The organism is Ignatzschineria rhizosphaerae, from assembly GCF_022655595.1.
GTDB classification, from domain to species: Bacteria; Pseudomonadota; Gammaproteobacteria; order Cardiobacteriales; family Wohlfahrtiimonadaceae; genus Ignatzschineria; species Ignatzschineria rhizosphaerae.
Map to the genome: position 1 here is coordinate 595,548 of NZ_CP093379.1, position 26,772 is coordinate 622,319.

21 protein-coding genes are annotated in these 26,772 nt (G+C 38.4%); 8 read left to right on the forward strand and 13 right to left on the reverse strand.

The genetic code is table 11. The annotated features are described in order from the left end of the window. Window positions 1–228: 228 nt before the first annotated feature. On the reverse strand, window positions 229–2,094 hold the full coding sequence (locus tag MMG00_RS02725; RefSeq protein WP_242151053.1) for a Na/Pi cotransporter family protein: 1,866 nt from the start codon (window positions 2,092–2,094) through the stop codon (window positions 229–231). Between the two features lie 384 nt (window positions 2,095–2,478). Between MMG00_RS02725 and xerD the strand changes: the two genes are divergently transcribed. Then, window positions 2,479–3,384, forward strand: coding sequence for a site-specific tyrosine recombinase XerD (gene xerD / locus MMG00_RS02730; RefSeq protein WP_242151056.1), 906 nt, complete (start codon window positions 2,479–2,481; stop codon window positions 3,382–3,384). A 255-nt stretch (window positions 3,385–3,639) separates the two neighbouring features. Next, a complete protein-coding gene (locus MMG00_RS02735) occupies window positions 3,640–4,368 on the forward strand; it encodes a thioredoxin fold domain-containing protein (RefSeq protein ID WP_242151059.1) in 729 nt (242 codons plus the stop codon). Window positions 4,369–4,572: 204 nt separating this feature from the next. On the opposite strand, the gene yhbY is transcribed toward MMG00_RS02735, so the two are convergent. Beyond that, the gene (yhbY, locus tag MMG00_RS02740) at window positions 4,573–4,881 is read right to left on the reverse strand and encodes a ribosome assembly RNA-binding protein YhbY (protein WP_242151061.1); all 309 of its coding nucleotides are present in this window, start codon (window positions 4,879–4,881) and stop codon (window positions 4,573–4,575) included. Between yhbY and MMG00_RS02745 the strand changes: the two genes are divergently transcribed. From MMG00_RS02745 to ttcA, 4 genes are all read left to right on the forward strand, one after another. Further along, the gene (locus tag MMG00_RS02745) at window positions 4,880–5,170 is read left to right on the forward strand and encodes a hypothetical protein (RefSeq protein WP_242151064.1); all 291 of its coding nucleotides are present in this window, start codon (window positions 4,880–4,882) and stop codon (window positions 5,168–5,170) included. The two genes, yhbY and MMG00_RS02745, sit on opposite strands and share 2 nt — an antisense overlap. 525 nt (window positions 5,171–5,695) lie before the next feature. Next, window positions 5,696–6,325: a 23S rRNA (uridine(2552)-2'-O)-methyltransferase RlmE gene (gene rlmE / locus MMG00_RS02750; protein ID WP_242151067.1), complete on the forward strand. Its 630-nt coding sequence runs from the start codon at window positions 5,696–5,698 to the stop codon at window positions 6,323–6,325. 279 nt (window positions 6,326–6,604) lie between these two features. Continuing rightward, window positions 6,605–8,482: an ATP-dependent zinc metalloprotease FtsH gene (ftsH, locus tag MMG00_RS02755; RefSeq protein ID WP_255837386.1), complete on the forward strand. Its 1,878-nt coding sequence runs from the start codon at window positions 6,605–6,607 to the stop codon at window positions 8,480–8,482. Window positions 8,483–8,714: 232 nt separating this feature from the next. Next, window positions 8,715–9,521, forward strand: a complete 807-nt coding sequence (ttcA, locus tag MMG00_RS02760; protein WP_242153252.1) for a tRNA 2-thiocytidine(32) synthetase TtcA — start codon at window positions 8,715–8,717, stop codon at window positions 9,519–9,521. Window positions 9,522–9,896: 375 nt separating this feature from the next. On the opposite strand, the gene MMG00_RS02765 is transcribed toward ttcA, so the two are convergent. From MMG00_RS02765 to MMG00_RS02815, 11 genes are all read right to left on the reverse strand, one after another. Next, the gene (locus MMG00_RS02765) at window positions 9,897–10,799 is read right to left on the reverse strand and encodes an AEC family transporter (RefSeq protein WP_242151074.1); all 903 of its coding nucleotides are present in this window, start codon (window positions 10,797–10,799) and stop codon (window positions 9,897–9,899) included. A 13-nt stretch (window positions 10,800–10,812) separates the two neighbouring features. Beyond that, window positions 10,813–11,952 (reverse strand): N-acetylglucosamine-6-phosphate deacetylase, encoded by a 1,140-nt coding sequence (gene nagA, locus MMG00_RS02770; protein WP_242151078.1) that lies wholly within the window; start codon window positions 11,950–11,952, stop codon window positions 10,813–10,815. A gap of 81 nt (window positions 11,953–12,033) precedes the next feature. Continuing rightward, complete coding sequence (locus MMG00_RS02775) at window positions 12,034–13,053, reverse strand: SIS domain-containing protein (protein ID WP_242151081.1); 1,020 nt, start codon at window positions 13,051–13,053, stop codon at window positions 12,034–12,036. A gap of 41 nt (window positions 13,054–13,094) precedes the next feature. Further along, entirely contained in the window at window positions 13,095–13,973 is an 879-nt protein-coding gene (locus MMG00_RS02780; protein ID WP_242151084.1) for an ATP-binding protein, read from the reverse strand. 174 nt (window positions 13,974–14,147) lie between these two features. Further along, window positions 14,148–15,107, reverse strand: coding sequence for an acetyl-CoA carboxylase carboxyl transferase subunit alpha (gene accA / locus MMG00_RS02785; RefSeq protein WP_242151087.1), 960 nt, complete (start codon window positions 15,105–15,107; stop codon window positions 14,148–14,150). Window positions 15,108–15,177: 70 nt separating this feature from the next. Next, on the reverse strand, window positions 15,178–16,542 hold the full coding sequence (locus tag MMG00_RS02790; RefSeq protein ID WP_242151088.1) for a class II 3-deoxy-7-phosphoheptulonate synthase: 1,365 nt from the start codon (window positions 16,540–16,542) through the stop codon (window positions 15,178–15,180). A gap of 321 nt (window positions 16,543–16,863) precedes the next feature. Further along, window positions 16,864–17,880: a ketol-acid reductoisomerase gene (gene ilvC, locus MMG00_RS02795; protein ID WP_242151093.1), complete on the reverse strand. Its 1,017-nt coding sequence runs from the start codon at window positions 17,878–17,880 to the stop codon at window positions 16,864–16,866. A 111-nt stretch (window positions 17,881–17,991) separates the two neighbouring features. Continuing rightward, a complete protein-coding gene (gene ilvN / locus MMG00_RS02800) occupies window positions 17,992–18,504 on the reverse strand; it encodes an acetolactate synthase small subunit (RefSeq protein WP_242151096.1) in 513 nt (170 codons plus the stop codon). A 16-nt stretch (window positions 18,505–18,520) separates the two neighbouring features. Further along, window positions 18,521–20,263, reverse strand: coding sequence for a biosynthetic-type acetolactate synthase large subunit (ilvB, locus tag MMG00_RS02805; protein WP_242151097.1), 1,743 nt, complete (start codon window positions 20,261–20,263; stop codon window positions 18,521–18,523). Window positions 20,264–20,447: 184 nt separating this feature from the next. Next, window positions 20,448–21,731, reverse strand: a complete 1,284-nt coding sequence (locus MMG00_RS02810) for a homoserine dehydrogenase (RefSeq protein WP_242151100.1) — start codon at window positions 21,729–21,731, stop codon at window positions 20,448–20,450. A 697-nt stretch (window positions 21,732–22,428) separates the two neighbouring features. After that, window positions 22,429–23,100 carry a type 1 glutamine amidotransferase family protein gene (locus MMG00_RS02815; RefSeq protein ID WP_242151103.1) on the reverse strand — a complete coding sequence of 224 codons (672 nt, stop codon included), beginning with the start codon at window positions 23,098–23,100 and terminating at the stop codon, window positions 22,429–22,431. A gap of 148 nt (window positions 23,101–23,248) precedes the next feature. On the opposite strand from MMG00_RS02815, the gene MMG00_RS02820 reads away from it, so the two are divergent. Both MMG00_RS02820 and MMG00_RS02825 read left to right on the forward strand, forming a co-directional pair. Continuing rightward, the gene (locus MMG00_RS02820; protein WP_242151106.1) at window positions 23,249–25,006 is read left to right on the forward strand and encodes a tetratricopeptide repeat protein; all 1,758 of its coding nucleotides are present in this window, start codon (window positions 23,249–23,251) and stop codon (window positions 25,004–25,006) included. Next, window positions 24,994–26,616, forward strand: a complete 1,623-nt coding sequence (locus MMG00_RS02825; protein ID WP_242151109.1) for an N-acetylmuramoyl-L-alanine amidase — start codon at window positions 24,994–24,996, stop codon at window positions 26,614–26,616. Before MMG00_RS02820 ends, MMG00_RS02825 begins: the two co-directional genes overlap by 13 nt. Window positions 26,617–26,772: the final 156 nt, after the last annotated feature.

The following is a 26,772-nucleotide window of genomic DNA, read 5'->3' on the forward strand; positions in this document are numbered from 1 at the left end:
AAGGCACTATTATGTGCATTTTTTTGTCATAGCATTACTATAAATAATAGGGGTTATTAACATAGCTGCTTTATTGTAGATAACAATAAAGTAGATAGTTATTGGTATTTATTTACCATAATATGCAATTGTACTCTATTTTGTACTGAAAAATAAAGGCTTTCCTCGGGATTAATCCCTATTTCCAAGGAGATCAATCTAGGCGGTATTTGTTTTAAGATTGTGGTTTTAAAGCTCCGCTTCATTAATTTGGAGAATCTCATCTAGATTTTGTAACAAATTATTTTCTTGAATAGCGACAATTTTAAGAATATTAAAGAGGCTTTCAACAATTTGTGTGGAATAATTTAGGTCATTTAAGATTGAGCTTGTGGTAAAGCCATTGATTTTATTCTCTTTGAGAGCCGCATAGACATTTGATCTAAACTCACCTTCAAATTTTCGTGATTTTTCTATGAGTTCACTAAGCGGTAGTGTATGGAGCTTTTCGATAATTTCAGGATTATCTCTTACTTCACTTTGATCAAAGTGAATTTCATAGGCAATTCGAAGATTATAAATAATGTATTCTCGTAAAGAGATATAAAATGCTTGCGCCGGGGATTGATCTTTAGAGAGGTAGTAGCGCAGATTCTTTTGTAGATGGTGGCTATTTTTTACAGCAGAAACAAGCTTGAAAGCAATGATTTGTGAGGTTGATAGAATCTCTTGATATTGACTATCTGATTCATGGTATTCCACCTTGCTGATAAAGGTGAGTAATTCACTATAAAGATTCTTGATATGTTTACGATAAAGTAAATCTGCATCGACAGGTTCAAGATCATTATAGTCATTGATATTACGGCTAGAGATCTCTTTGGCGGATAAGACATCGGTTTTTAAAAATAGAATATGACAAATAACTTCAAGGCTAATGCGTGAGAGGTAGCTGAGCTCTTGAATTACTGCGTGGGTTGCCGTTTGAGTTGAAGAGAGAGCAGGTTCTAGTAAAAATCGAGGTTGTGTTGCATCGATCTCAATATCTGTTTCTGTATACTCTTCGGTAGAATCAACAATTTTTTGAGGTTCTGGTAGGGCAGGAATCACTCTTTCTAAGAATTTTGCTAAATAGCCTTTAATTGGCCAAAAAAGTAGAAAGCCTGTGATACTAAAAAAGGTATAAAAGAGGGCAATTTCTAATAACGGATTGATATGGGTGATAAGAACAATCTTATGAATGAGGTAGATTACAGGATTTAAGAGTAATAGCATGATAATGCCAGTCGTTGTGCTATAAATCATGTGCGAGGCTGCCACTCGCATTCCTGATCGATCGCTTCCAATAAATCCTAAAATACCTGTGGCGATCGAGCTTCCTACCATCGCACCGATAGTCACGGCAAAGCCTTGAGATGTTGTAATTTGCTCTAAAGAAACCATCGTCAAAATAAGCATAATGGTTGCATGGCTAGATTGTAAGATGATTGTCAGAACTAAGCCAATCCCCACAAGGATAAAGGTGCCACTCCATCCGGTGAGATCGTAGGAGAGAATATCAAAATCTTGTGTAAAGCTAGAGAATCCATTTCTAATAAGGTCAATGGCTAAGAGAATAAAGGCAATTCCGATGAGGACTCTTCCTGCTGATTTTGCTGTTTTTCCCATAAAGGAAGAGAGAATACCAATAACGATAATGGGGTAGGCAAAAGGCCCTAAGCTGATATTTTGCCCAGCAAGTGCTAATAACCAAATGCCGGCATTTGCCCCAAAGTTAGCGCCAATAATAATGCTAATACCGGCAACAAGCGTGATGAGATTTGCGCTAATAAAGGCGATAATGAGCATAGATACCACAGTTGTTGATTGTAAAATAACTGTGGAGCAAGCGCCAAAGATTAGGCTTTTTATTGGAGTGCCTGTACTTTTTGCGAGGATTCTCTCTAATTTACCACCGGCAAGCGCTGTTAATCCATCTTGCATGATTTGCATGCCAAATAAGAAGAAGGCTAATCCTGTACATAATTCCAGCCAACTAGCGTTGAGATAGAAAGAGTAGAGTAATAATGTAATGACGGTAATAATGCCGGCATTTTGAAGTAGTTTTTTAACCACAGCTCCTCACTTTTTGGGCGCGCTTAAAATATTGGTTATTAATTAAAGATATTAGAATATCTTCTCTATTAATAGAGATAATACGCTAATAGTGATATTCATTGTTCAGAAATGAGGTTATGATAGCCGATAATCCATCAAAACAGTATTATTTCATAGATTAAATCTATAGTTAATGAGGATAGATAGATTTTAGTAAAGCAATTTCAAGATTAAATAATGAAGCCCCTTTTAAGGAAAGGAGTTTGCTATAATGTCTTGCACTATTTCCGCTTGAAACATCAGGAAAGAGAGATTTTAGCGTTAGATTCTTGTTTAATATTAGATTCTATAATGTTGGCTTAAGATAAGCGATAGATGCCGGGAGGCGTAAAGTACCTAGTCATGACGATCAAAAGTGATTTGATGATGATTCATCGATTTGGGGATGCGCTCCTTTTTGAAAAAGGGGCTAGTGAGAGAACGGATGACTCTTATATGCGAGATCTAAATAAGTTAAGCGATTATTTAGCTGCAAGGCCTGTAGCGGTTAGTCTAATGGAGGCTAGAGAATCTCATTTACAGGAGTTTTTTAAGGGTGAGTTAGAAAAAGGTAGCAATCCACGAAGTCTAGCTCGTTATCTCTCTTGTTATAAGCATTTTTATACCTTTTTAATTTTAGAAAAGTTACGAGAGGATAATCCTGCTGAATCTATAAAGCTGCCGAAATTTCATAAACCACTTCCTGTGACATTATCTCCTGAAGATGTTGTTGCGCTTTTAAATGCGCCTGATTTAACTACGCCTTTAGGGCTTCGTGATTATGCGATGTTAGAGATTCTCTATTCTTGTGGCTTTCGTGTTACAGAATTGATCTCTTTAGAGTATAGCCAGATTAATTTTGAGGTCGGTTATGTGAGGGTGATTGGAAAAGGGAATAAAGAGCGCTTAATACCTATCGGTGAAGTAGCGCTGGAAGCTGTTCGTGAATATATCTCACATGCTAGATCTGTGCTTTTAAAGGGGCGATCGAGTGATGTACTCTTTGTGAGTAATCGTGGTGCTGCGATGTCACGGCAAGCCTTTTGGTATGTAATTAAAAAGTATGCCTTAGAGGTGGGCATTCAAGGCGAAATCTCCCCCCATACATTACGTCATGCATTTGCAACCCACCTTGTGAATAATGGGGCAGATTTAAGAGTTGTGCAATTGTTGCTAGGGCATAGTAGTCTTTCAACAACCCAAATTTATACCCATGTTGCCAAAGAGCGCTTGAAGAAATTGCATGCGTTAAATCATCCTAGAGGATAAGTCATCTTAGAGGATAAGTGACGATAGTGATGATTTTTAGTATGATTATTGGTCACCATCGAAAATTAGTTGAGAATAGGTGAGAGATTGCTCAATAGGACATTTTCGATGGTATTGATCTGATATTGAAGTGATTAAGATGTTTAAATAGTTATTCATTTTATTTACTTTGAAAGTGAATCAGATACACTCACCCTATTATTATTTAGTAGAATATCCATTTATTAGAGACGATCATTTCAGATAGAGGCTTTTATGAAAAAATTACTCCTTGCAAGTTCAATGCTCATAGGGTTATCAGGTGTTGCGACAGCTGAGGCGAATCTTGAACATTTTAATAACCTTATTCAAGGGGTTACTGTTGAGAAAGTACAACCATCGGTTATAGATGGGATGTATGAAGTATTTGTTAAAGAGAGTCTCTACCCGATCTACTTATCAAAAGATGGTAAGTATATGTTAGAAGGTAATGCCATTGATCTTGTGAAAGGCATCAATTTGAGCGAAAGCTATGTAAATGCTAAAAACAAAGAGAAAATTGCCACACTTGATGAGAAAGATATGGTGATTTATAAAGCCCCTAATGAAAAATATGTCGTGACGGTATTTACCACGACAGATTGCCCATTTTGCCGTAGGCTTCATGCACAAATGGATGATTATTTGGCAGAAGGGATTACTATCCGCTATATCGGTTTCCCATTTAGAGGCTTAGCTTCACAAGGGTATACGGATTTAGTCTCTATTTGGTGTGCTTCAGATCGAAAAGCGGCCTTAGATGGTGCGGTAACATTTGCAGAAGGTAAGGGCGGCGCTGCACCTAAAGCCGCAAGTTGTACGAACCCTATTCAAGATCAGTATCAATTAGGAATTGAGATGGGTGTTTCAGGAACGCCGGCAATTTTTTTAGGTGATGGCTCTATTCTTGCAGGGTATTTACCCGCAAAAGATTTAGTAAAAAGATTAGAGATGTTAGATCTTTAATCAATAGTAGATAAATAGATGATCTTTTCTTAGGTTGAAAAATATTAGCGTATTCAATAGCATTAAAATTTTATCATTATGGTGTTATTGATCCATGAGTTTTTTAAAGAACTTAAGGGGCATTTAAAAAGGACAAAAAAATAGAGGATTTTGAATCCTCTATTTTTGTAAGATATTGATCGCTAAATAAGCTTTAAAGCTTCATTATTTGAAATTAAAGAAGATTTTTGGCTCTTCATGATTTCTTTTAAAGAGAATAATCATTGCGCCAATTTTTTGAATTAATGTTGCATTTAATGCCGTAACAAGCTCATTTGTGATAGACTCTCTCTCATCGCGATCACGTCCTGCAAGCTTGATTTTAATAAGTTCATGGTGTGAAAGCGCGTTGTTCGCTTCTTTAATAAAGCTCTCCGTAACCCCTTTGTCTCCTAAAATAAGGACAGGGTCAAGATGATGGGCTTTGCCTTTAAGGAACTTAATGTGTTCCATTGTGAGTTTAATTTGTGTCATGAATAATGAAAATAGTTCTCGAAATAAAGAGACAAGCGTATCACATAATGAGCAGCTCCGTCATCTTTTTAACAGTTTGAAGGTATTGGCTTTTGGGATGCTCTTTGCCGGTATTACCTTATTGATAATTTTATATTTTATGGATCTCTCACCAGGCGTTGAGTTAGCTGTTTTATTGCTTTTTGGATTTGCAGGCGCACTTTATCTTGTTGGGCGAGGAAAATCGATATTATTACAATATCATGAGGTTAATGCTCGGATTGAAAGTGCTAAAGAGAAGAAAGAGTGATCTCAATGGTATAAGAACAAAGTCCCTCTCTTCTTTATAAGATCCTACTGGCTTTTATGAAGCGTAAGTTGTAAGGAGATTATCAAATAGGTTTTAAGAGTAGGAGGATCTTGTAAAATAGATAGGTTGAAAATTGAGATATCAGCACGATAGTCATTAGACTATAATTGTTATTAAAGGAATCTATTTTAGGAATCAATAAAGTGATATTGATCTTGCCCTAAAAAATAGGGATAAGCATTCTATTTATGAATTAGGAAAAGCTTTGTATCTGTTGGCGAGAGAGTAAAAAATTTAAGTGTTATGAGATTGGCTAATGAATAGGCGTTTTAAAGGGAATTAGCAAGGCTCTCTTTAAAGATCTTTGTGATAAGTAACTATTAAAATGGTGCAAAGAGTCGTTGAAGGCTTGATAAATAGATAAAGAAAAGTGATAGAGAATTTTATAGATCTTGAGAAAGAGGGTTATTATTAAATAGCCTTTTTATATCAAGTCTATCGATTAAAGTATTGAGATAAGAGATTATGGCAAAGAAAAGAAGCGCAAGTAGTACAAGATGGTTAAAAGAGCATATGGATGATGAGTTTGTATTACGCTCTAAACGCGAAGGATGGCGTTCACGCGCTATTTATAAATTACAAGAAATTGATGAAAAGGATAAGCTCTTTCGTCAAGGGATGACGGTTGTCGACTTAGGCGCAGCGCCGGGTAGTTGGTCACAATATGCAATGCATCGTGTAGGACATAACGGAAAAGTGATTGGACTTGATTTGCTACCAATCGATCCTCTTGCTGGTGTTGACTTTATTCAAGGGGATTTTCGTGAAGATGAGGTTTTAGAAGCACTTTTAGAAAAGCTCGATGGCCGCTTGGTGGATGTTGTATTATCAGATATGGCACCCAATATGAGTGGTATTAAAGGCGTTGATCAACCGAAATCAATGTATCTTTTGGAACTGGCGTTAGATTTTATTAAAGGCAATTTAAAACCTGGCGGGGATTATTTAATGAAGATCTTCCAAGGAGAGGGTTTTCAAGAGTATTACAAAGAGCTCCAAAAGAATTTTACGAAAGTTGTGACACGTAAACCGAAAGCATCAAGAGCGAGAAGTGCAGAAATTTACCTTTTAGCGAAAGGATATAAAGGCTCGTAAAGGGAGTGTTTTCTAGCTTTAAGATTCTTTAAATCGTGTTCATTTAATATTTAATCAGTTTTTTCCTTGAAAAGGAGAAAAAAGCCCTCAGATTATGAGGAATTACTCTCAAAGCGTGATAGACTTCTATATGGCTTTTTGGTAAAAAGAGTAAGCGAAAATAAGACGAAGTTCTGAAAAGAAGATTCGCTTATCTAGTGAAGCTAGGGTGAATAAAAGTCTTCATTAGAATGTTTACACATTACAATTGATTTCAACTATAAAATCGAGGTTAATCTTTTGAAGTACAAAGGAAGAGATATAGCTTTATGGCTTGGAATAGGTATTTTTGTATTTATGCTATTCCAGGGCTTTGGCGGCAGCGGGGGTAGAGAAATCCCCTATTCAGAATTTTTAAAACAAGTAGAGAATGGACAGGTTCGGGAAGTTCAGATGAGTGGCGCTAATAGTGCTAGCATTGAAGGTGTGACTTCCGATGGCGTTCGTTTTTCAACGTTTAACCCTGAAACTAATAATGGACCATTAGTACAAAGCTTAATGGACCAAAATGTGAAGTTCACAGGGAAATCACTTCGTACACAAGGTCTTTTCCTTTCTGTATTCTTAAATCTATTGCCAATTTTGCTTCTATTAGGATTCTTCCTCTTTATGATGCGTCAATCTGGTGGTGGCGGAAAAGGTGGGCCGATGAGCTTTGGTAAATCTAAAGCGAAGATGCTCACGCAAGATCAGATTAAAACCACCTTTGCTGATGTTGCAGGTGCTGATGAGGCAAAGCAGGAAGTTGGAGAGATTGTAGACTTCTTACGTAATCCTGGAAGATTTCAAAAACTTGGTGGTAAAATTCCTCGTGGTATCTTAATGGTCGGTTCTCCAGGGACAGGTAAAACGCTCCTTGCTAAAGCAATTGCCGGAGAGGCTAAAGTGCCATTCTTCACTATCTCAGGTTCTGACTTTATGGAGATGTTTGTTGGGGTAGGAGCTTCACGTGTTCGAGATATGTTTGAACAGGCGAAAAAACACGCACCATGCATCATCTTTATTGATGAAATTGATGCTGTGGGTCGTCACCGTGGCTCAGGAATGGGCGGTGGTCATGATGAGCGTGAGCAGACATTAAACCAGCTACTTGTTGAGATGGATGGATTTAGCGATAATCAAGGCGTCATTATTATTGCCGCAACAAACCGCCCTGATGTTCTTGACCCAGCGCTTCTTCGCCCGGGTCGTTTTGATAGACAAGTTGTGGTGCCATTACCTGATGTGAAGGGTCGTGTGGCGATCTTAAAAGTTCATTTACGTAATGTACCAGCAAGTAGTGATGTCGATATTGAGCAAATTGCTCGTGGAACGCCTGGATTCTCTGGGGCTGATCTTGCAAACCTTGTCAATGAAGCAGCGCTTTTTGCAGCACGTAAAAATCAGAGCGAAGTGACGCTGTATGATTTAGAAGAAGCAAAAGATAAGATCATGATGGGGGCTGCACGTAATTCAATGCAGATGACAGATGATGATAAGAAGTTAACGGCTTATCATGAAGCAGGTCATGCCATTATTGGATATCGCTTAAAATCAGATCCAGTTTATAAAGTGACGATTATTCCTCGAGGTCGTGCTTTAGGAGTTACGATGACGCTTCCTGAGCGAGATCATGTGAGTGTGCCACGTAAATGGCTTGAAAATAAGCTCGCAATGGTGTTTGGTGGGCGTATCGCTGAAGAGATGATCTTTGGTTATGATGCAGTTACTACAGGTGCTGCAAGTGATATTCAGCATGCAACGGGTTTAGCGAAGAAGATGGTGACCGAGTGGGGATTATCTGACAAGATGGGCTTTAGATCATATGCTGATAGCAATGAGTCTTATCTTGGTGGGCCATCAGGTCATGCCGCAGGCGTTTCGGATGTTACGGCAAGACAGATTGATGAAGAAGTCCGTGCAATTATCGATCGTAACTATGCGCGTGCGGTTCAAGTGCTTGAAGAAGATTTAGATAAACTTCATAAGATGGCAGAAGTTTTACTTGAGATTGAAACGATTGATGCAGCACAAGTAGAAGATATTATGGAAGGTCGTCCGGTTCGAGGAATGGATGTTAAACATGATGATCCTTCTTTAGATATGAGTGCGCCACCTAAAGTTGATATTATGTCGTAAAAAGCAGTATTGCGAATATTATTAGTTAAGAAGCTACTCCTTGAGAGTAGCTTTTTTTATGAAAGATTTGCTACCGTTTAGGGGCATTCTAGCGTAAAATACCCTGTCTTAATAATGTTGATGATGGAAGTTTGAGAAAGATATGTTGGGCAATATTAAAGATTTAAATGCATCTGTAAAAATCGAAGATAATCCTCTACAAGGTGATATTACTGCGATCGATCAGCATGAAATGGATCAGGAAAAAAATACTTTTTTTTTAAAGCTTCAAAAACGTCTTCGTCATCAATTAGGTAATGCTGTTATGGATTATAAGATGATCGAAGAGGGTGATCGGATTATGGTCTGTTTATCGGGTGGGAAAGATTCTTACACGATGCTTGATCTTTTGCTTATTTTGCAGAAACATGCGCCGATCTCTTTTGAGATTATGGCGGTTAACCTTGATCAAAAGCAGCCGGGTTTTCCGGAGCATATTTTGCCAGAATATCTCAAAAGTATAGGGGTTAATTTTCATATTATTGAGCAAGACACGCATTCAATTGTGACTTCTAAAATTGAAGCGGGAAAAACAATGTGTAGCCTCTGTTCTCGCCTACGTCGTGGCGCGCTCTATACTTATGCAAAAGAGCATGGTTTTAATAAGATCGCGCTCGGTCATCATCGTGATGATATTGTTGAAACGCTCTTTATGAATATGTTCTTTGGTGGCACGATGAAGGCAATGCCGCCAAAACTTCGGAGTGATGATGCCGATAATATTGTCATTAGACCGCTTAGTTACTGTAGTGAAGAAGATATTCAAGCTTATTCTGATATCAAAGAATTCCCAATCATTCCTTGTAATCTTTGTGGCTCACAAGATGGTTTACAGCGTCAAGAAGTGAAGAAGCTATTACAAGAATGGGAGGCTAGGGTGCCAGGGCGTATTGAAAATATCTTCCGTGCGACAAAGAATATTCGACTATCACAACTATGCGATACAGATCTCTTTGATTTTGAAGATTTTACAAAAAATAGTGAGTATGTGAAATCCTAACTTATGATAGTGATGATCGTTTATATTAAAAGTGGAAGAGAAGTGTAATCCTCTATTTGTGAGTAGTATAGTAAATTTGGTTTAAGAAAAATTGCTGGTGCGGGGTTTTAGAAAGTTCGCGAAATATTCGCCCCAGCTTTGCATTAATTGATAAAAGAGTGTATTAAACAGGTCTGCAAGGTGCCGGATAGGACCAACTCCTTGTTTCTCATAGCTGATGTGCCGATATTTGAGTTAGCTTCTTTTGAACCGATTTTACTATAAAAAATTTTCTTATTCGGTTTAATGATCTCTTGCCGTTAAAAGTAAAGAGAAATTGGCAGTTAATAAGTAAAGTCAAAGCAACAGACTTTAATACTCCGTAAAGTATTATTACTAGATAATGAGGTAGTAGAAAAGCGGAACTGTGAGGAAAGAGAGCGGGATACCAATTGCAGTCATAATGGAAGCGAGCTCGCCATCTAAGCCTTTTTCTAACGCAATAATTACCGCAATCACCATTGGTGCCATTCCTGCTTGCATTAAAACGATCTGATTAATATAGATATTAGGCGATGCGTAGATAAACATAATACTTGCAAATGCAGCTAGTGGTAGCAGAATGAGTTTGATAAGTAGCCCTATAGAGAGGTAGCCTACCAAGCGTTTATTGCTAGGGAGAGTTAAGCTTGCCCCTACAGAGATCATTGTTAAAGGGGTAATGAGGGCGCCTAAAGATTCTAAGGTAAAACTGATAAATTCAGGGTATGTGAATGGCTTTAGTAAAAATGCAAGCACCAGGGCTACAATGGGTGGATATTTCGCTAAAACACGTAAATTTTTTGTAATAGAAACTTTTTCACCACTATAGAAGTCGGCAATAAAAGCGCCTAGTGTAAATAGGAGAATAAAGTTTGACTGATCAATCCATAGTGCAATACCGAGATATTCTTCCGTTCCCATCATCGCCTGAATAAGGGGAATGCCAACAAAAGAGGTGTTTGCTGTACCCGCAAGTAAAATCAAAGTTCCCATTGTTACCCGTGACATGGGGATAAAAATCCGTATGAGATAAACGAGTATCACGGTAAGGAAAAAGAGTAGCCATGGAGAGAGTAGTGGAAAAATAGCCTCTAAAGAGAAGGCTTGAGAGTGAACTTTATCTAAAATTAATGCAGGTAGTGCTATTGTAATGGCTACTCGATTGAGGGAGTAGATAAATTCTGTCTTGCAGGTAATCATCTGTGTGACGACTTTTCCAGCAATTAAACATACAAGAATCAGAATAATACCATTCATGGGATAACCTTACTTAGCGGAATTTTTTTAAAGAAACTGACGTTATTTTACCATCTTTGAGCTGATTAATAACAGCTTTATAGCCTTTTTTAAGATAACCATATTGATTTGATTGAATGATTTTTGCAGGTATAGAGGTTCCCATTGCAAGAGCTTCTTCTAGAGGAATATCTAAAAGTGCGGCTGAATTAAGTACTGATGTTGCCATATCAACATGTGCGCCGGCAAGTGTTCCTTCTTTATTGGTTAGGCGTCCCTCTTTTACGTAAATGGTTTGATCATCTAAGATAAAGCTTGTTTGATTGCTACCGATTGAGCTCATTGCATCACTCACTAGAAATAGGGTCCCTTTGGGTTTGCTTTGGTAGGCAATTTTAACCATAAGGGGGTCAACATGGTAAGTGTCATGAATAATTGAAGCGTAAGTCTCTTTTGATTGCACGGCAAATCCTGTTGTTTGCGGATCTCTAGAGCTCATTTGGGGCATTGCATTGTAGAGATGAGTAAAGCCTTTTACGCCTGCTGCAACTGCTTCGTTAAGTAAGCTTGGTGATGCTTCGGTATGCCCAGCAAAGACAATCACCCCTGCGTTTGAGAGTCTTTCAATAAGTTTTAAAGAGACCATTTCAGGGGCTAATGTAATTAGTCGTGTGAAATTGTGATGGCAGATTTTCTCAATAATGGGCGGGGATAAGGTCCGAATATTACTAAGTTTATGAATCCCTTTGCGTTTAGGATTAATCATGGGACCTTCAATATGGATCCCTAATAATCCTTCAATATTCTCCTGAATACCCGTTTGAACAGCTTTTAATCCCGATAAGATGGTTTGATCATCTGCAGTGATGAGTGTAGGGAGTAACGCTGCTGTTCCTAATGCTTGATGAGATTTTAGAATCTCTTTTAGGCCTTCAACGCTGGGTTTATCATTAAAAAGAATGCCGCCACCTCCATTGACTTGTAGATCAATAAATCCTGGAAGTAAGGTGCCGTCAAGCCTGTATTGTATATATTCACTAGGGATTATATCTTGAGGTACAAGGTCAATAATACGATCTTTATGAACTAAAAGTGCGCTATTTGGATGTAAAATAACCCCATCGAAGATCGATGGGGCTAATAATGCGTAAGCTTGTGATTGATTAATCATCATATTAAAAGTTCGCTATTTTGTTCTATAAGCACCATGAATAATAATGTAATCATGGTGCATTATTTGAAAATAAGAGGCTACTTAGAGTGTTTCTGTGACTTTCTTCAGATTTGGTGGAATATCAGGATTGAGACCACGATGGTTTGAAAGTTTTTCAATCACTTTATAGTAAGCTGTAATTTGTACTAGTGGCTGCAAAAGTGGATGAACTTTTGGCACTACTAAAGTTGTTTCACTACTCTCTTTATGGTCAAGAGAGAATACCTTTGCGCCATAGCCTTCGAGTTTTTTATTAACTTCTAAACATGATTCACGTGATGAGTCTGAGCCAATAAAGCTAATAATAGGGTATTGAGGGGTAATCAGCGATACTGAACCGTGGAAAATCTCAGAAGCCGAGATCCCTTCGGCGTGTATTTGGCAGGTCTCTTTAAGTTTAAGTGCTGCTTCTACGGCCGCACTTAAGCCAACGCCGCGGCCGATTACAAAGAGGTCTTTAGCATGAGAGAGATGTTCGATTAATTCAGGCCATTCACTATTGACTGCTTGATCTAGTGCATATGGAAGGTTAAGAAGAGCATCAGCAAGCTCGCTATCTTCCACCCATGCAGCAAAAATTGCGGCATAAATCGAGAGGCTACCTACAAAGCTCTTTGTGGCGGCAACACTTTTTTCTTCACCAGCTTTGATACCAAAGAGAAAGTCGCACTCTTTAGCAAGAGGTGATTTTTCATCATTAATAATCCCAATGATCTTGGTGCCACGCTCTTTCATCATGAGTGCAAAATTAACAAGATCAGGGCTTTTCCCTGATTGAGAAGTCACAATTAAAATTGCATTATCTGCAATGAGTGGTTGCTTATAGATGGTAGAGAGGGAAGGTGCGGCCACTGAAACAGGAATACCAAGACCTGTTTCAAAGAGATATTTCCCATAAATAGAAGCATTGTAAGAACTGCCTCGACCAAGGGTAATAATTTGTGTTGGCTTTGCTTTTTTAAGATATTCTGCAAGCTCGATTAAAACCGCAGCATTTTCTTCATGTTGTCGTTCGATTACATTAGGGATATCTAAGATTTCCTTAGCCATATAGGTCGACATGTTTTACTTTCCTTTCTCTTTGATCTATATCGAGATAGAGTTTATCGTTTATTTTGAAGATGATAGCTACCAATATAATCTTTCACGAATTGGTAGGCAACTCTTCCACTTCTTGAGCCACGCATTTGTGAAAATTGCAGTGCTGCTCGTTCTACTTGTTCATTATATTCAATATCTGCATCAAATTCATTAATCCAACTTTTTACAATGGCTAAATAGTCATTTTGAGAGTGTGGATAAAAGCTAAGCCAAAGTCCAAAGCGCTCAGAGAGCGAGATTTTCTCTTCAATGGCTTCTTGAGGGTGAATCTCTTTCGCTTCATATTGATTGAGGTTATCTTGCATTGATTCGGGCAGTAGATGTCGGCGATTTGAAGTAGCGTATAGTAAAATATTATTAGCAGGGCTTGATAAGGACCCATCGAGCATTGCTTTTAATGGTTTATAGGAGGAATCTCCTGCTTCAAAAGAGAGATCGTCACAAAATATAATGAAATAATGCGGTTTACTTTCTAGTAGTTCTAAAAGCTCAGGAAGATCACTAAGATCATCACTATCAATTTCTACCATTTTGAGATTTTGTGGGTGATAGTTCGCTAATACAGCTTTGACGATAGATGATTTCCCTGTACCACGAGAACCGGTAAGGAGGACATTATTTGCCGGAAGTCCTTGGATAAATTGTTCGGTATTTTGTTGGATAAGACTAATTTGGCGATCAATCCCTTTTAACTGCTTAAAATCGACATAAGCAGGGTTTTTAATAGGGAGTAAGGTACCAAAAGAGGAGTGTTGTCTTTTAACCCAGCGAAAAGCTTGGGTGCTTGCAAAATCAATATGACTATTATCAGGGGGAAGAAATGGCTCTAATCGATCTAAAGTATCGGCAATTTTTTGAAGATAAGGGAGAAATTTTTCCATGATAGTCGTTAACCTTTATAGCTCTAATAATATTTTAAAATAAATAGCAAATAAAAATTTTACTGTCTCTTTTGAGAGAAAATGTCAGGATAATTTTTAAAGTATTCAATGATAAAACAGGGAAGTAAAAAGACGATTTTATGTAGATAAAATCGTCTTTTCAAGAGCCTAGGATTATTTCGCTTTAAATTGTCCGTAAGCCATAATTTTTTCATAACGTTGTTCGAGAAGCTCATCAACTGATAATGCTGAAAGCTGATCGAGTGCGGTATTGATCTCTTTCTTAATGTTATCACTCATCTCTTTATAGTGACGATGTGCGCCGCCTTTAGGTTCTGTGATAATGGCATCAATTAATTTTGCATCCCTATTCTTATCTGCCGTAACGCCCATTGCTTCAGCTGCTTCTTTATTCTTTTCAGCACTTTTCCAAAGGATAGAAGCACAACCCTCAGGAGAGATGACTGAATAGATAGAGTATTGAAGCATCATCACACGGTCACCTACGGCAATTGCTAGAGCCCCGCCTGAGCCACCTTCACCTGTAACTGTACAGATAACAGGCACACGAAGCTTACTCATTTCAAGTAAGTTACGAGCAATAGCCTCACTTTGTCCACGCTCTTCAGCCCCAATACCAGGATATGCTCCTGGAGTATCAATAAACGTGATAACAGGAACATTAAAGCGCTCAGCTAGTTTCATTAAGCGAAGGGCTTTTCGGTAACCTTCTGGGCGCGGCATTCCAAAATTACGTTTAATTTTCTCTTTAGTATCACGGCCTTTTTGGTGACCAATTACCATAACGCTACGGCCATCAATTCTCGCTAAGCCACCAACAATTGCAGCATCATCGGCATAAGCACGATCGCCATGTAATTCTTGGAAATCATCACAAATTAAACTGATGTAGTCTAACGTGTAAGGACGAAGTGGATGGCGAGCAAGCTGTGTTACTTCCCAAGATGAGAGTTTAGAGAAGATCTGCTCTAATTTTGCACTCTTCTTTTTTTCTAAAGCATCAATCTTGTCAGCAACATCGATATCAGCGTCTTGAGCCCAATTTTGAAGCTCATTAATTTTAGTTTGAAGCTCATAAATTGGGGCTTCAAAATCGAGGTAATTCGTATTCAACACAAAACTCCTAAGAAAATCGATATGTCCTATAAAATACCATATCTTAACGTAATAGTAAGCTAAAGAATTATACGCGAGCTGGAATTTTTTCGCGATGCTCTTTCAGTTTAGATGAGATTTGGAAGGCAAGTTCAAGGCTTTGTTGCGCATTTAATCTTGGGTCGCAATGTGTATGGTAGCGATCTTCAAGATCTTTAGAAGTGATATTTTGTCCGCCGCCTAAACATTCTGTCACATCCGTTCCTGTCATCTCAAAGTGAACGCCCCCTGCGTAGGTTCCTTCTGCATTATGTGCATCAAAGAAGTTGATCACTTCTGCCAGAATTCTATCAAAAGGACGAGTTTTATAACGATTTTCAGTAATTGTATTACCGTGCATCGGGTCGCAGCTCCAAACAACATGGCGTCCTTCGTTTTTAACGGTACGAAGTAGGCGTGGGAGGTGTTCTAGGATATTATCAGCTCCCATGCGGGTAATAAGTGTTAGTTTACCTGGTTCATTGTTAGGATTAAGTGCATCAATAAGGCGAATAAGCTCATCTTCCCCCATTTTTTGGCTAACTTTAACGCCAACAGGATTTGCGATTCCTTTTGCAAACTCAATATGAGCACCATCTAATTGGCGAGTTCTTTCCCCAATCCAAACCATATGTGCTGATGTATTGTACCAATCACCTGTGGTGGAGTCTGTACGAGTCATTGCTTCCTCATAACCAAGGAGTAACATTTCGTGAGAAGTAAAGTATTCAGTTTCACGAATAATGGCATTATTAGGATCTACACCGCAAGCTTGCATAAACTTAAGCGCATCTTGAATACGTGTTGCAAGATCGATATAACGCTCAGCTTGTGGTGATTTCTCCACAAAACCCATCGTCCAACGTTGTACACGATGAAGGTCTGCATAGCCTCCTTTTGCAAAAGCGCGTAATAAGTTAAGTGTTAATCCAGATTGTGCGTATGCTTGCCATAAGCGCTCAGGATTTGGTTCACGGGCAGCTTCGGTAAATTCGATGCCATTGACAATATCCCCGCGGTAACTAGGTAGCGTAATTCCATCGATTGTCTCTGTATCTGATGAGCGCGGTTTCGCAAATTGTCCTGCAATACGTCCTACTTTAATAACAGGGCTACTTGCGGCGAATGTCAGGGTGATTGCCATTTGTAGTAATACACGGAAAGTATCACGAATATTATCTGAACTAAAATCAGCAAAACTCTCTGCGCAATCGCCCCCTTGAAGTAAAAATGCTTTTCCATATACCGCATCTGCAAGTTGTGCTTTAAGCGATCTTGCTTCACCCGCAAAAACGAGTGGTGGAGCTTTACGCAGACGATCTTCAACGGCTTTAAGTGCTGCTGCATCTTTGTAGTTCGGCAATTGTGCTGCCGGGAAGTTTCTCCAACTAGATGGGGTCCAAATCTGGCTCATAATTTCTTTCCTATTTTATCTTCTATTTTAAATGAGGTTGTAACAATGGCTCTAACGATCAATTAATCAATATATTTGAAATTTTAAGAGAATGGTTAGAAGTGATAAAAGAATTCACACTTGTTAGAAAATAACGCGGTACTTTCTAATCCTCTCTGTTTTAAAAAAGAGGAGGGAATACTTCGTAAAATTAATTTTTATAAAATACATGCTCATAAAAAAATGCCTTAAAGCAGATTGCTTAAGGCATTTTTTACATTCCTACTAAATTTTGATTATCCTATAAACATCAGGATTCTCCACTTTTGAGTGTTTTAAAATTTAGTTTTTAGATTGGTCAACAAGGCTGTTTTCTGTAATCCATGGCATCATTGCACGGAGTTTAGCACCTGTTTTCTCAATTGGATGTTCTGCCGTTAAGCGTCTAAGAGCGGTCATTGAAGGGTAGTTCGTCATCCCTTCTTGAATAAACATTTTTGCATATTCACCAGATTGGATACGATAAAGAGCATAACGCATTGCATCTTTTGTATCTTCTGTAATGATTTCAGGACCTGTTACATATTCACCATACTCAGCATTATTTGAGATTGAATAGTTCATGTTCTCAATTCCGCCTTCATACATTAAGTCAACAATGAGTTTTAATTCATGTAAGCACTCAAAGTATGCCATTTCTGGTGCATAACCTGCTTCTGTTAATACTTCAAAGCCCGCCTTAACAAGCTCAACAGCACCACCACAAAGAACTGCTTGCTCACCAAAAAGATCTGTTTCAGTCTCTTCTTGGAATGATGTTTCGATAACACCTGCTTTACCACCACCATTTGCTGATGCATATGAAAGGGCGATATCACGTGCTTTACCAGTTGAGTCTTGATAAATTGCAATTAACGTTGGAACACCGCCACCTTTTACATATTCTGAGCGAACTGTATGGCCTGGGCCTTTTGGTGCAACCATTACCACATCAAGATCTTTACGTGGAACGATTTGGTTATAGTGAATGTTAAATCCGTGTGCAAAAGCAAGCGTTGCGCCATTTTTAAGGTTTGGTTCAATCGCATCACGATAAACAGCAGGTTGGTTCTCATCAGGGAGAAGAATCATCACAAAATCTGCAGCTTTCGTTGCTTCTGCGATCTCTTGTACGTTGTGACCTGCATTCACGGCTTTATTCCATGAAGCACCGCCTTTACGAAGACCGACGATAACATTGACACCTGAATCTTTGAGGTTTTGCGCATGCGCATGACCTTGTGAACCATACCCAATGATTGCAACTGTTGTATTTTTGATTAATGAGATATCGGCATCTTTATCGTAAAAAACATTCATCTTAAATATCCTTTATATAATTCTTTTTTGTCATTGATGTATCAGCTTTGTTAAATGTCATGCTGATACACCTTATATTATTAATAAATTTTAGTAGCTAAAGTATCAAACTTAGAGTGTTAAGCCTTTTGCACCACGAACTAGCCCTAGTGCGCCAGAACGGACAATTTCGATAATACCAAGCTCATTGACTGCGACAATAAATGCGTCGAGTTTTTCTTGAGTTCCGGTCATCTCAATAGTGTATGAAAGTGGTGTAACGTCGATGACACGACCTCTGAACATCTCATTGATACGAAAGAGTTCTGATCGGTTTTGGCCTTCAGCTTGCACCTTAATCAACATCATTTCGCGTTCAACATAAGCACTATCGCAAAGATCTGTTAATTTGACAACATCTATGAGTTTATTCAGTTGTTTTACAATCTGTTCAACCACATGGTTGTTGGCAATGGTGACTAACGTCAATCTTGCAAGAGAAGGATCATCAGTTGCTGCCACACTTAAGCTTTCAATATTGTAGCCACGTGCAGAAAATAGGTTTACTACTTTAGATAATGCGCCCGCTTCGTTCTCCATTAAGATCGAAATAATATGACGCGAAGTTTCTGTATTAAATGTCATTTTTTCTCTCCCTTAATTAAACTTGGCTCAAGCCATCTTTAACCGTATTTTCCATTTTATCTCGACCCGCTAAGATCATTTCGTGATGACCTTTACCGGCGGGAATCATTGGGTAAACATTCTCGCTGGGATCGGTGATAAAATCGAGGAAAATGGTCTTATCTTTCTGTTTGAAAGCTTCTCTTAACGCAGGTTCTACATCACTTGGTTTGTGAATTTGAACACCGCTATGACCATAAGCCTCTGCTAGTTTTACAAAATCAGGAAGTGAGTCAAAGTAACTCATGCAGTAGCGCTTTTGGAAGAAAAATTCTTGCCATTGGCGAACCATTCCTAAATAACCATTGTTGAGGTTAATGATTTTTACAGGCGAGCAGTACTGTAACATTGTTGATAGCTCTTGGAGCATCATCTGAATACTGCCATCCCCTGTAATACAGGCAACATCTTTATCAGGGCGTGCAATTTTTGCACCCATTGCCGCTGGAAGTCCAAAGCCCATTGTGCCAAGACCACCAGAGTTAAGCCACTGACGAGGCTCATCAAAAGGGTAATATTGCGCAGCCCACATTTGATGCTGACCGACATCTGAAGTGACAATAGCTTCGCCATTTGTTACCTCAAATAATTTTTCAACAACAAATTGTGGTTTGATAATGACATCGCTTTGCTCGTAAGCAAGTGATTTCATCTCACGCCACTTTGCAATTTGATCCCACCAATTTCCAAGTGCCTCTTTGTCAAGCTGGCCTTTTTGTTGTTTATGAATATTATTGAGCTCTTCAAGTACCGGCTGAAGTTGCCCAACAATAGGCAGGTCAACAGCAACGTTTTTAGCAATTGAAGACGGATCGACATCTACGTGAATAATTTTTGCATAGGGGCAAAATGATTCGAGTGTACCGGTAATACGGTCATCGAAACGAGCACCGAGTGCAACTAATACATCACAGTGATGCATTGCCATATTTGCTTCATAAGTTCCATGCATGCCAAGCATACCAAGGAATTGTTTGTCTGTTCCCTCATAAGCCCCTAATCCCATTAGAGTGCTTGTGATAGGAAGATTAAGATCTTTTACAAATTGACGAAGCTCATTGTGTGCTTCACCAATAATGACTCCGCCGCCGGTATAAACCATCGGGCGTTCTGCTTTCATAATTAGATCATATGCGCGAGCGATTTGCTTTGAGTGTCCTTTTACCGTTGGGTTGTAGGAGCGCATGCTGATCTCTTTTGGATAATCAAATTCTGCCTCATGAACCGTAATATCTTTTGGAAGGTCAATAACAACCGGGCCAGGTCGGCCTGTTGTGGCAATATAGAATGCTTTTTTAATTGTGATTGCGAGGTCATTCACATCTTTCACTAAGAAGTTATGTTTGACACATGGAAGGGTAATTCCAACAGTATCAACTTCTTGGAAGGCATCATTCCCAATTAAGCTTGTGGCAACTTGTCCTGATAGGACAATCATTGGGATGGAATCCATGTAAGCAGTTGCAATACCAGTGACAGCATTGGTCAGTCCAGGACCAGAAGTGACCAGGACGACACCTGGTTTTCCAGTGGTGCGCGCATAACCATCAGCTGCGTGTGTTGCTGCTTGTTCATGGCGGACTAGAATGTGCTCAATTTTGTCTTGTTTGTAAATCTCATCGTATAGGGGTAATACGGCACCACCAGGGTAACCGAAGATACACTCCACGTTTTCCTTTATTAAGGAGTGGATGATGATTTCTGCACCGCTTAATTTCACAGGATCTCCTCTTTTTTAAATAATATATTTTAGTAAAGCGAGCATCTTGAGACGCTCCATAGTGCGTTCAAATTGAATCTTAGTGATAGCTCAAATTTGAACGCTCAATATGAAGAGTAGAATAATTTTTATATCGTCTGTGGATTTAGTCTGATTTACTGTATCAGCGTCAATTCGTCAGCTTCTAAAATTTCTCTATCCGAATTAACTTCGTTTCCTCAATGCCCTCAATTAACATAGCATTATTAAGGAGTTTTTCTACACTTTCTTCAATTGTTTTTTCACAAAGGATGATAACTCTTTGATTCTCTTTGTAAAGTTTAATTTCAAAAGGGGCATTTAGTGTTTTAGATGCCAAACTCTCTAATTGCATTGAAACAGCCTGAGTATCGGTGTTCTCAAGATATTTAAAGCTTAAGTAATAATTTGAGCTAAATGCAGGTTTTGGCAAGATAGGCAGTGGTGAAAGATTATTCACTTTATAGCCTAAGGCTGGTGCACTATATTGTGCTTTTTCGTTATGAATAATTTCAATAAGATCAGCGATGATTGCCGAAGCTGTAGCCTCGCTACCGGCACCTCTTCCACTTAAGAACTGTTCACCCACAGCATTTCCTTGAATAAATAGGCCGTTTAATACGCCGTTTACATTGGCAAATGCATGGGTTAAGGGAACAAGCGTTGGTTGTACTCGTAGCTCTACGCCTTGTTCACTATGGCGGGCAATTCCTAAATGCTTAATAGCAAAGCCTTCTTGATGGCTAATTTTGATATCTTCTTTTGTGATGGTATCAATACCTTCGATATGAAGCGCTTTAAAATCAAGAGGAATCCCAAAAGCACTTGACGCTAAAATAGTAAGTTTGTGAGCTGCATCAATTCCTTTAATATCAAAGGTAGGATCCGCTTCTGCATAACCGAGCGCTTGTGCCTCTTTAAGACACTCTGCAAAATCAGCACCTTTATCGCTCATCTCTGTCAGAATATAATTAGAAGTACCATTAATAATGCCCATCACAGAATCGATGCTATTAGCTGCTAATCCCTCTCTTAATACTTTAAGAATAGGAATGCCGCCGGCAACTGAGGCTTCAAATCGTAAAAATACATCATTATCAGCTGCAAGTTGTAATAATTCATTGCCATGAATGGCGATTAACTCTTTATTGGCTGTGATGACGGATTTTCCGTTTGCAAGGGCGGTTTTAATATAGGTTAGTGCAGGTTCAATGCCACCAATAAGTTCGATGACAATATCAATATCATGGTTATGAATAATCTCATCAATATTGGTGGTGAGATTTAATTGGTAAGGATTATCTCTTTCGAGTGTTCGAACAAAGACTTTTTCGATAATCGGTGTTCGGGTAATTCGACGAGTGATGTCTACTTGATTTTTGTTTAATACAGAGGCGACGCCAGAGGCTACAGTGCCAAGACCAATTAGTCCTACTTTAAGAGGCTCCATGATAGATATAAATTCTCCAATGATTAATGAACAACAATGATTTTTAGTAATAGAGATATGGCTTATTAAAGCTTCTACTAAAAAGATCATTAAGGATTGAAAAAGAGTACTTTTGTGTGATGTTTTGCTTTACAAATACGCTTTTTTTTAAGTTTACCTGATTTTTAAGAAAGTGGAAAACCTGCGCACATCTTAAGCAATTTTGTTGCTAGAAGTGTCTTCAATAGAGTTCTTTTTGAGAAATATTGAAGAGATAATATATTTTAAATTCCTAAAAGAAGCTAGTTAATTACCTTTTACGCCATTTTAAAGGTTATGTAAGTCATATAAAAAGGGCATATCAGAAAAGGGAATCTTAAAGAGGTTGAAGGTTGTGAAATGAAAGATCGTCTTATAGATGTTTCTTTTTTTAGAAAAAGTACGATGTAAGAAGTTGTTGTTACTTTATAGCTGTGAGAAATACAAATCAGTATTGTAAATATCTATAGTTAAAAGCTTAATAGTAAAAAATCATCGTAATAACGGCTATAAAGCTATAACTTCTATTGAATAATATCAATAGTTCAAAATCCCGTAGATATGTGAATAAAAGTATTAAAAGGGCGGTCAAAAATAAACGCCATTTAAAGTGGTTTAAAATGGCGTTTTAATGAATGGAATATGCAAAAATAGGTATTCCAACTTTATAAAGATCAATTTAAGCAAGCTTATTGATACAAGCTTCAGCGCCTAAGAAGATCTCATAAGGGGTTGCATGGCTATCCATATAAGCCCCGCTTGTGATAATGGGATATTTAGCATCTCTATGCGCTTCATCATTTTGAGTCTCGATATGGGTAATCTCCCAAGCCTTTAGCGCTGGTAAGAACCCTTCGGCATTGCGAGCTTTTCCAAAAGAGAGACTGGCATCTTTAATCCCTAACTCTTTAAGGGCGATCGCAAGCGCCATTGGCGCTGCACAAATAGCGATAATGGGTTTTTTCGTGACAATGGCTTCTTTAAGCTTATCACCAATATCGGGTTGTAAAATGGCATCATTGCCTTTATCAATGAAATTTGTGAAGTTTTTAATAACGCCAAATCCACCTGCCATTGCAATCCCATCAACACTCGATAAGGTTAACTCCTCAATAGGTTTGATTGAACCTCGGGCAATTCTGGCGGCTTCTTGTAAAATATTGCGGTTAGGCGTTATTTCATCGCCTGAAATATGCTCAATGGTATCTCTTTGGTAACGATTTGGGGCATAAAATGAGACTGTGTAACCGGCCTTTGATAGGGCTATGTTTAATGCTGATGCTTCGGTGATCTCAGCACCATCTAAGTGACCACAGCCTGCAAGGATTAATGCAAAATGTTTTGTACTCATAGTCCTTTACTCCTTTGAATGGGGTAGTAATAATTAACACTCGACTGCTTTTTACGTTAAAATACGTTGGTAATTCAGTCTATTCTAATCATAACAGAATAAGAAAAATGTCGATGAATGACAAAATCTTGAGGGAGTTAAGGGCGGTATGAAAAAATATTTTAATCTTTTTCTATTTTTAGTATGTGTGACATATCCAGTCTCATTTGCCGAAGAATCAAAGCTTCACACGCCTTTAATTTCAGACGAAAAAGATACTAAACAGGTAGAACCAACCTTTTATAATGAATCGGAAAATAGTGAAGTTTATGATTTTCTAGCGGCTGAAATTGCGGCAAAAAGAGAAGATTGGGATGGCGCTAAGCAGCATTATGATGAATTGTTAGCAAAAAAGAATGATCCTAAGATTTTAGAGCGCCGTATTCAGCTAGATCTTGCTGAAGGGAATATTGCTGAGGCGCTCCCTTTTATTCAGCGTTTAGTGGTGCAGGATCCTAAAAACTTAAGTAACTACAATCTCTTGGCAGAGGCTTATCTTTTAACTGGGGATTTAGAGTATGCGGCAAAAACATATCATCATTTAGTCGAGCTGCTTTACCTGACTGATGATGGCAGTATGGAAACTTCGCCATACTTTGCAATTTTAAAGAAATTTCATGAATTTGAGTTACCGCTTGATACACAAGTGATCTTATTTAAAAATCTTGCAGCACTTGAAGAGTATGATACTTTCCCTTTAGTTTTATTGGCGGGTTTTTTAATTGATAACTCTCGATTTTCTGAAGCAGAGAGCTATCTTGAGCGTGCGCTACAACTTAATCCTGCTAATCCTAAAATTTATGCACTATATACCTATATTTATTGGAATATAGGAACCCCTGAAAAGGCAATTGCTCTTTTAGAAGATGCTTATACGAAGTATGAAGATCCCGAAATTGGATTAGAGCTTGCTAATGCCTTGATCTCAAATTTTGATTATGAAGATGCCTATCAGCATCTAGTGCGTTTAATGATTTCAACAAATGAAGCGCCGATTGTTTTTGAAAAATTCATTGGCATGGCTTATGCGATGGGTAATTACGATAATATTCTAGAGATGCTGACTAATCGCTTAAATCAACCAGAAGAGTTGACGCGTGCAGTATTAAACCTCTTTTACTTCTCAGAGGTTTTAGGTAATAGTGAGAATCTTTTAAAAGTGTTGCCAGAAATAAAAGACCCTACTCCTGAATATCAAGATGCGCTTTTATCAATAAAAGCAAAAATGGCATTATCAGAGCAGCAGTATCAGCAGTTTGAACAATATTTTAAAGAGATCGCAGCGCTTGAGATTTATGATAGTACGGCATTAGCGATTAAAAAGATGATGATTTTGCAAGAAGCAAAAGAGTTTGTCTTGTTAGATAAGGAGATCGCCTTGTCAGGGGAACTTCTAGCTAAAACGAACTCCTCTTATTTAGCCTTTTTGAAGGCAATGAGCGCTTTTGGCCGTGAAGATTACGATAAGATGATTGAGATTTTTCAAGCAGAGATGCGAGATAATCCTCAAGATGCGATTGCTTATAATGCTTTAGGATTCTCTTTAATAGAGATTGACCCTGCAAATGCTAAAACCGCATTACCTTTTATCTCTAAAGCAAATCTCATGATGCCAAATCAGGATTTTATTGAGGATAGTTTAGCGTGGGCTTATTTTCAGTTAGGGGATTTGCCTCGTGCAAAAAAATATATTGAAAAGGCTTACCATAAAAATAAAGACCCAGAGATTATTGCGCACTACATTGTAATTTTAGATGCTTTAGGTAACACAGAAAAAGCGAAAGATCTCTATCATAAATTTGAGCTTTTCTTCGGAAAATCAGAAAAGCGAGCGATTCTTGTCGAAAATATTGAATGGGTAGAGTAATGATGTGTGTTGAAAAGAAGTTAAGAAGAGGAAAGGGCGGAATTTTTGCCTTTCTTCTGCTATTAACTATCGCTTTAAGTAATATCCTTTTTGCTGCAACAACGGTTGGTACAGGTAGGGCTGAGAACCGAAATGGGGAGTTACTGGTAACTTTTCCTTTAAGTCAGCAGATAAAATTTAATAGTTTTCGTTTACAAAATCCAGAACGCTTAGTCGTGGATATTCCTAATGCGCAATTGCAAACAAAAGTAACGTCGTTACCGATTACTTCGGCATTTGTTGCAGGTGTAAGGCTTGGAACGCAGCAAGGAACAGATCTACGAATTGTGATCGATTTGAGGCAAGGCTCAATCCCAGCAAGTGCCGCTGTTGTGAGAGGAAAGCTTGGCTATGAATTAGTGATTGCAATAGGTGCATCTGCTGGCAGTGTTCGAGATGATTTAGCCGCATCAGGGCAAACAGTTGTAACGCAGCCTCAAGAGATCCAAGTAGCGAAATCGGTTCCTAAAAAGAATATTTTAATTGTTTTAGACCCAGGTCATGGCGGTAAAGATCCAGGAGCGCACGGAAAAGCAGGAACTCGAGAGAAAGATGTGGTATTGCAAATTGCCAAGACGCTACAACAGAAAATTAATCGAGAGCCTAATATGAAAGCTATCATGACACGTGATAGTGATGTCTTTGTACCGCTTAGAGAGCGAGTATTATTTGCAAGACGTCATAAGGCTGATATGTTTATCTCTATCCACGCTGATGCTGGTTCTTCTAAAGCAGATGGTGCATCTGTTTATATTCTCTCTACAAGCGGCGCTTCAAGTGAAGCGGCGCGTCTTCTTGCGCGTGCTGAGAATCAGTCGGACTTAATTGGGGGGGTAAAGATCTCTGATAAAGATAATGCCATTGCCTCAATGCTTCTAGACTTATCACAAGAGGCGACAATAGAATCATCAAATGCTTTAGGAAATCATCTATTAAAAAAATTGAGCCAACATGCCAATTTACATAAAAGACAGGTAGAGCGAGCAGGATTTGCAGTGCTTAAAGCACCGGATATTCCTTCTGTATTAGTAGAGACGGGATTTATCTCCAATCCAAAAGAAGAGCAGAATTTACGTAGTAAAAAGCATCAAGGACGTTTAGCGGATGATATTTTAGCAGGGATAAAAGCCTATTATAAAGAGCGCCCGGCAACAGAGCTTGTTTATACAACCGTTGTACAGAGATCCGATAATAGTGCCGCGCAGGTTTTAACGCCATCAACACCTAAAGCTGTAGGGCCTTCAACAGGGCAGCAACAGCCGCTTCCTGAATTAGTATTAGAATCAAATAGTCAAACACCAGCCTCTCAAGATGTTGTAAATCAAATATTACAAGATGCACCGCCCGTTCCAGAGATGTCTATTGGTGTTCAATTTCCTGAGCCATCAGGACCCGCGATTGAGCTTATTTCAGAGGGTGTACAAGTAAAATCTTATACAACCGTTAGGGGAGATGCATTATCGGATGTGGCTACGAAGTTTAAGATAAGTGAAGCGGCGCTTAAAAAAGCGAATAACTTACCTGATAATCAATTAAGGGTGCCTGTGGGAACCGTTTTAGTGATTCCATAATATTTGTTAAAGATATTGATTAAAGAAAAATAGATATAAAAGCGTGTGATGCTTCATTCCACGCTTTTTTTGTACATAAATAAAAAACGCATTTTGTTAAGAAGATCTGATCGCTAGGCTTTAATCAGTCAGATGAAATAAGGGGACTATTTTGTT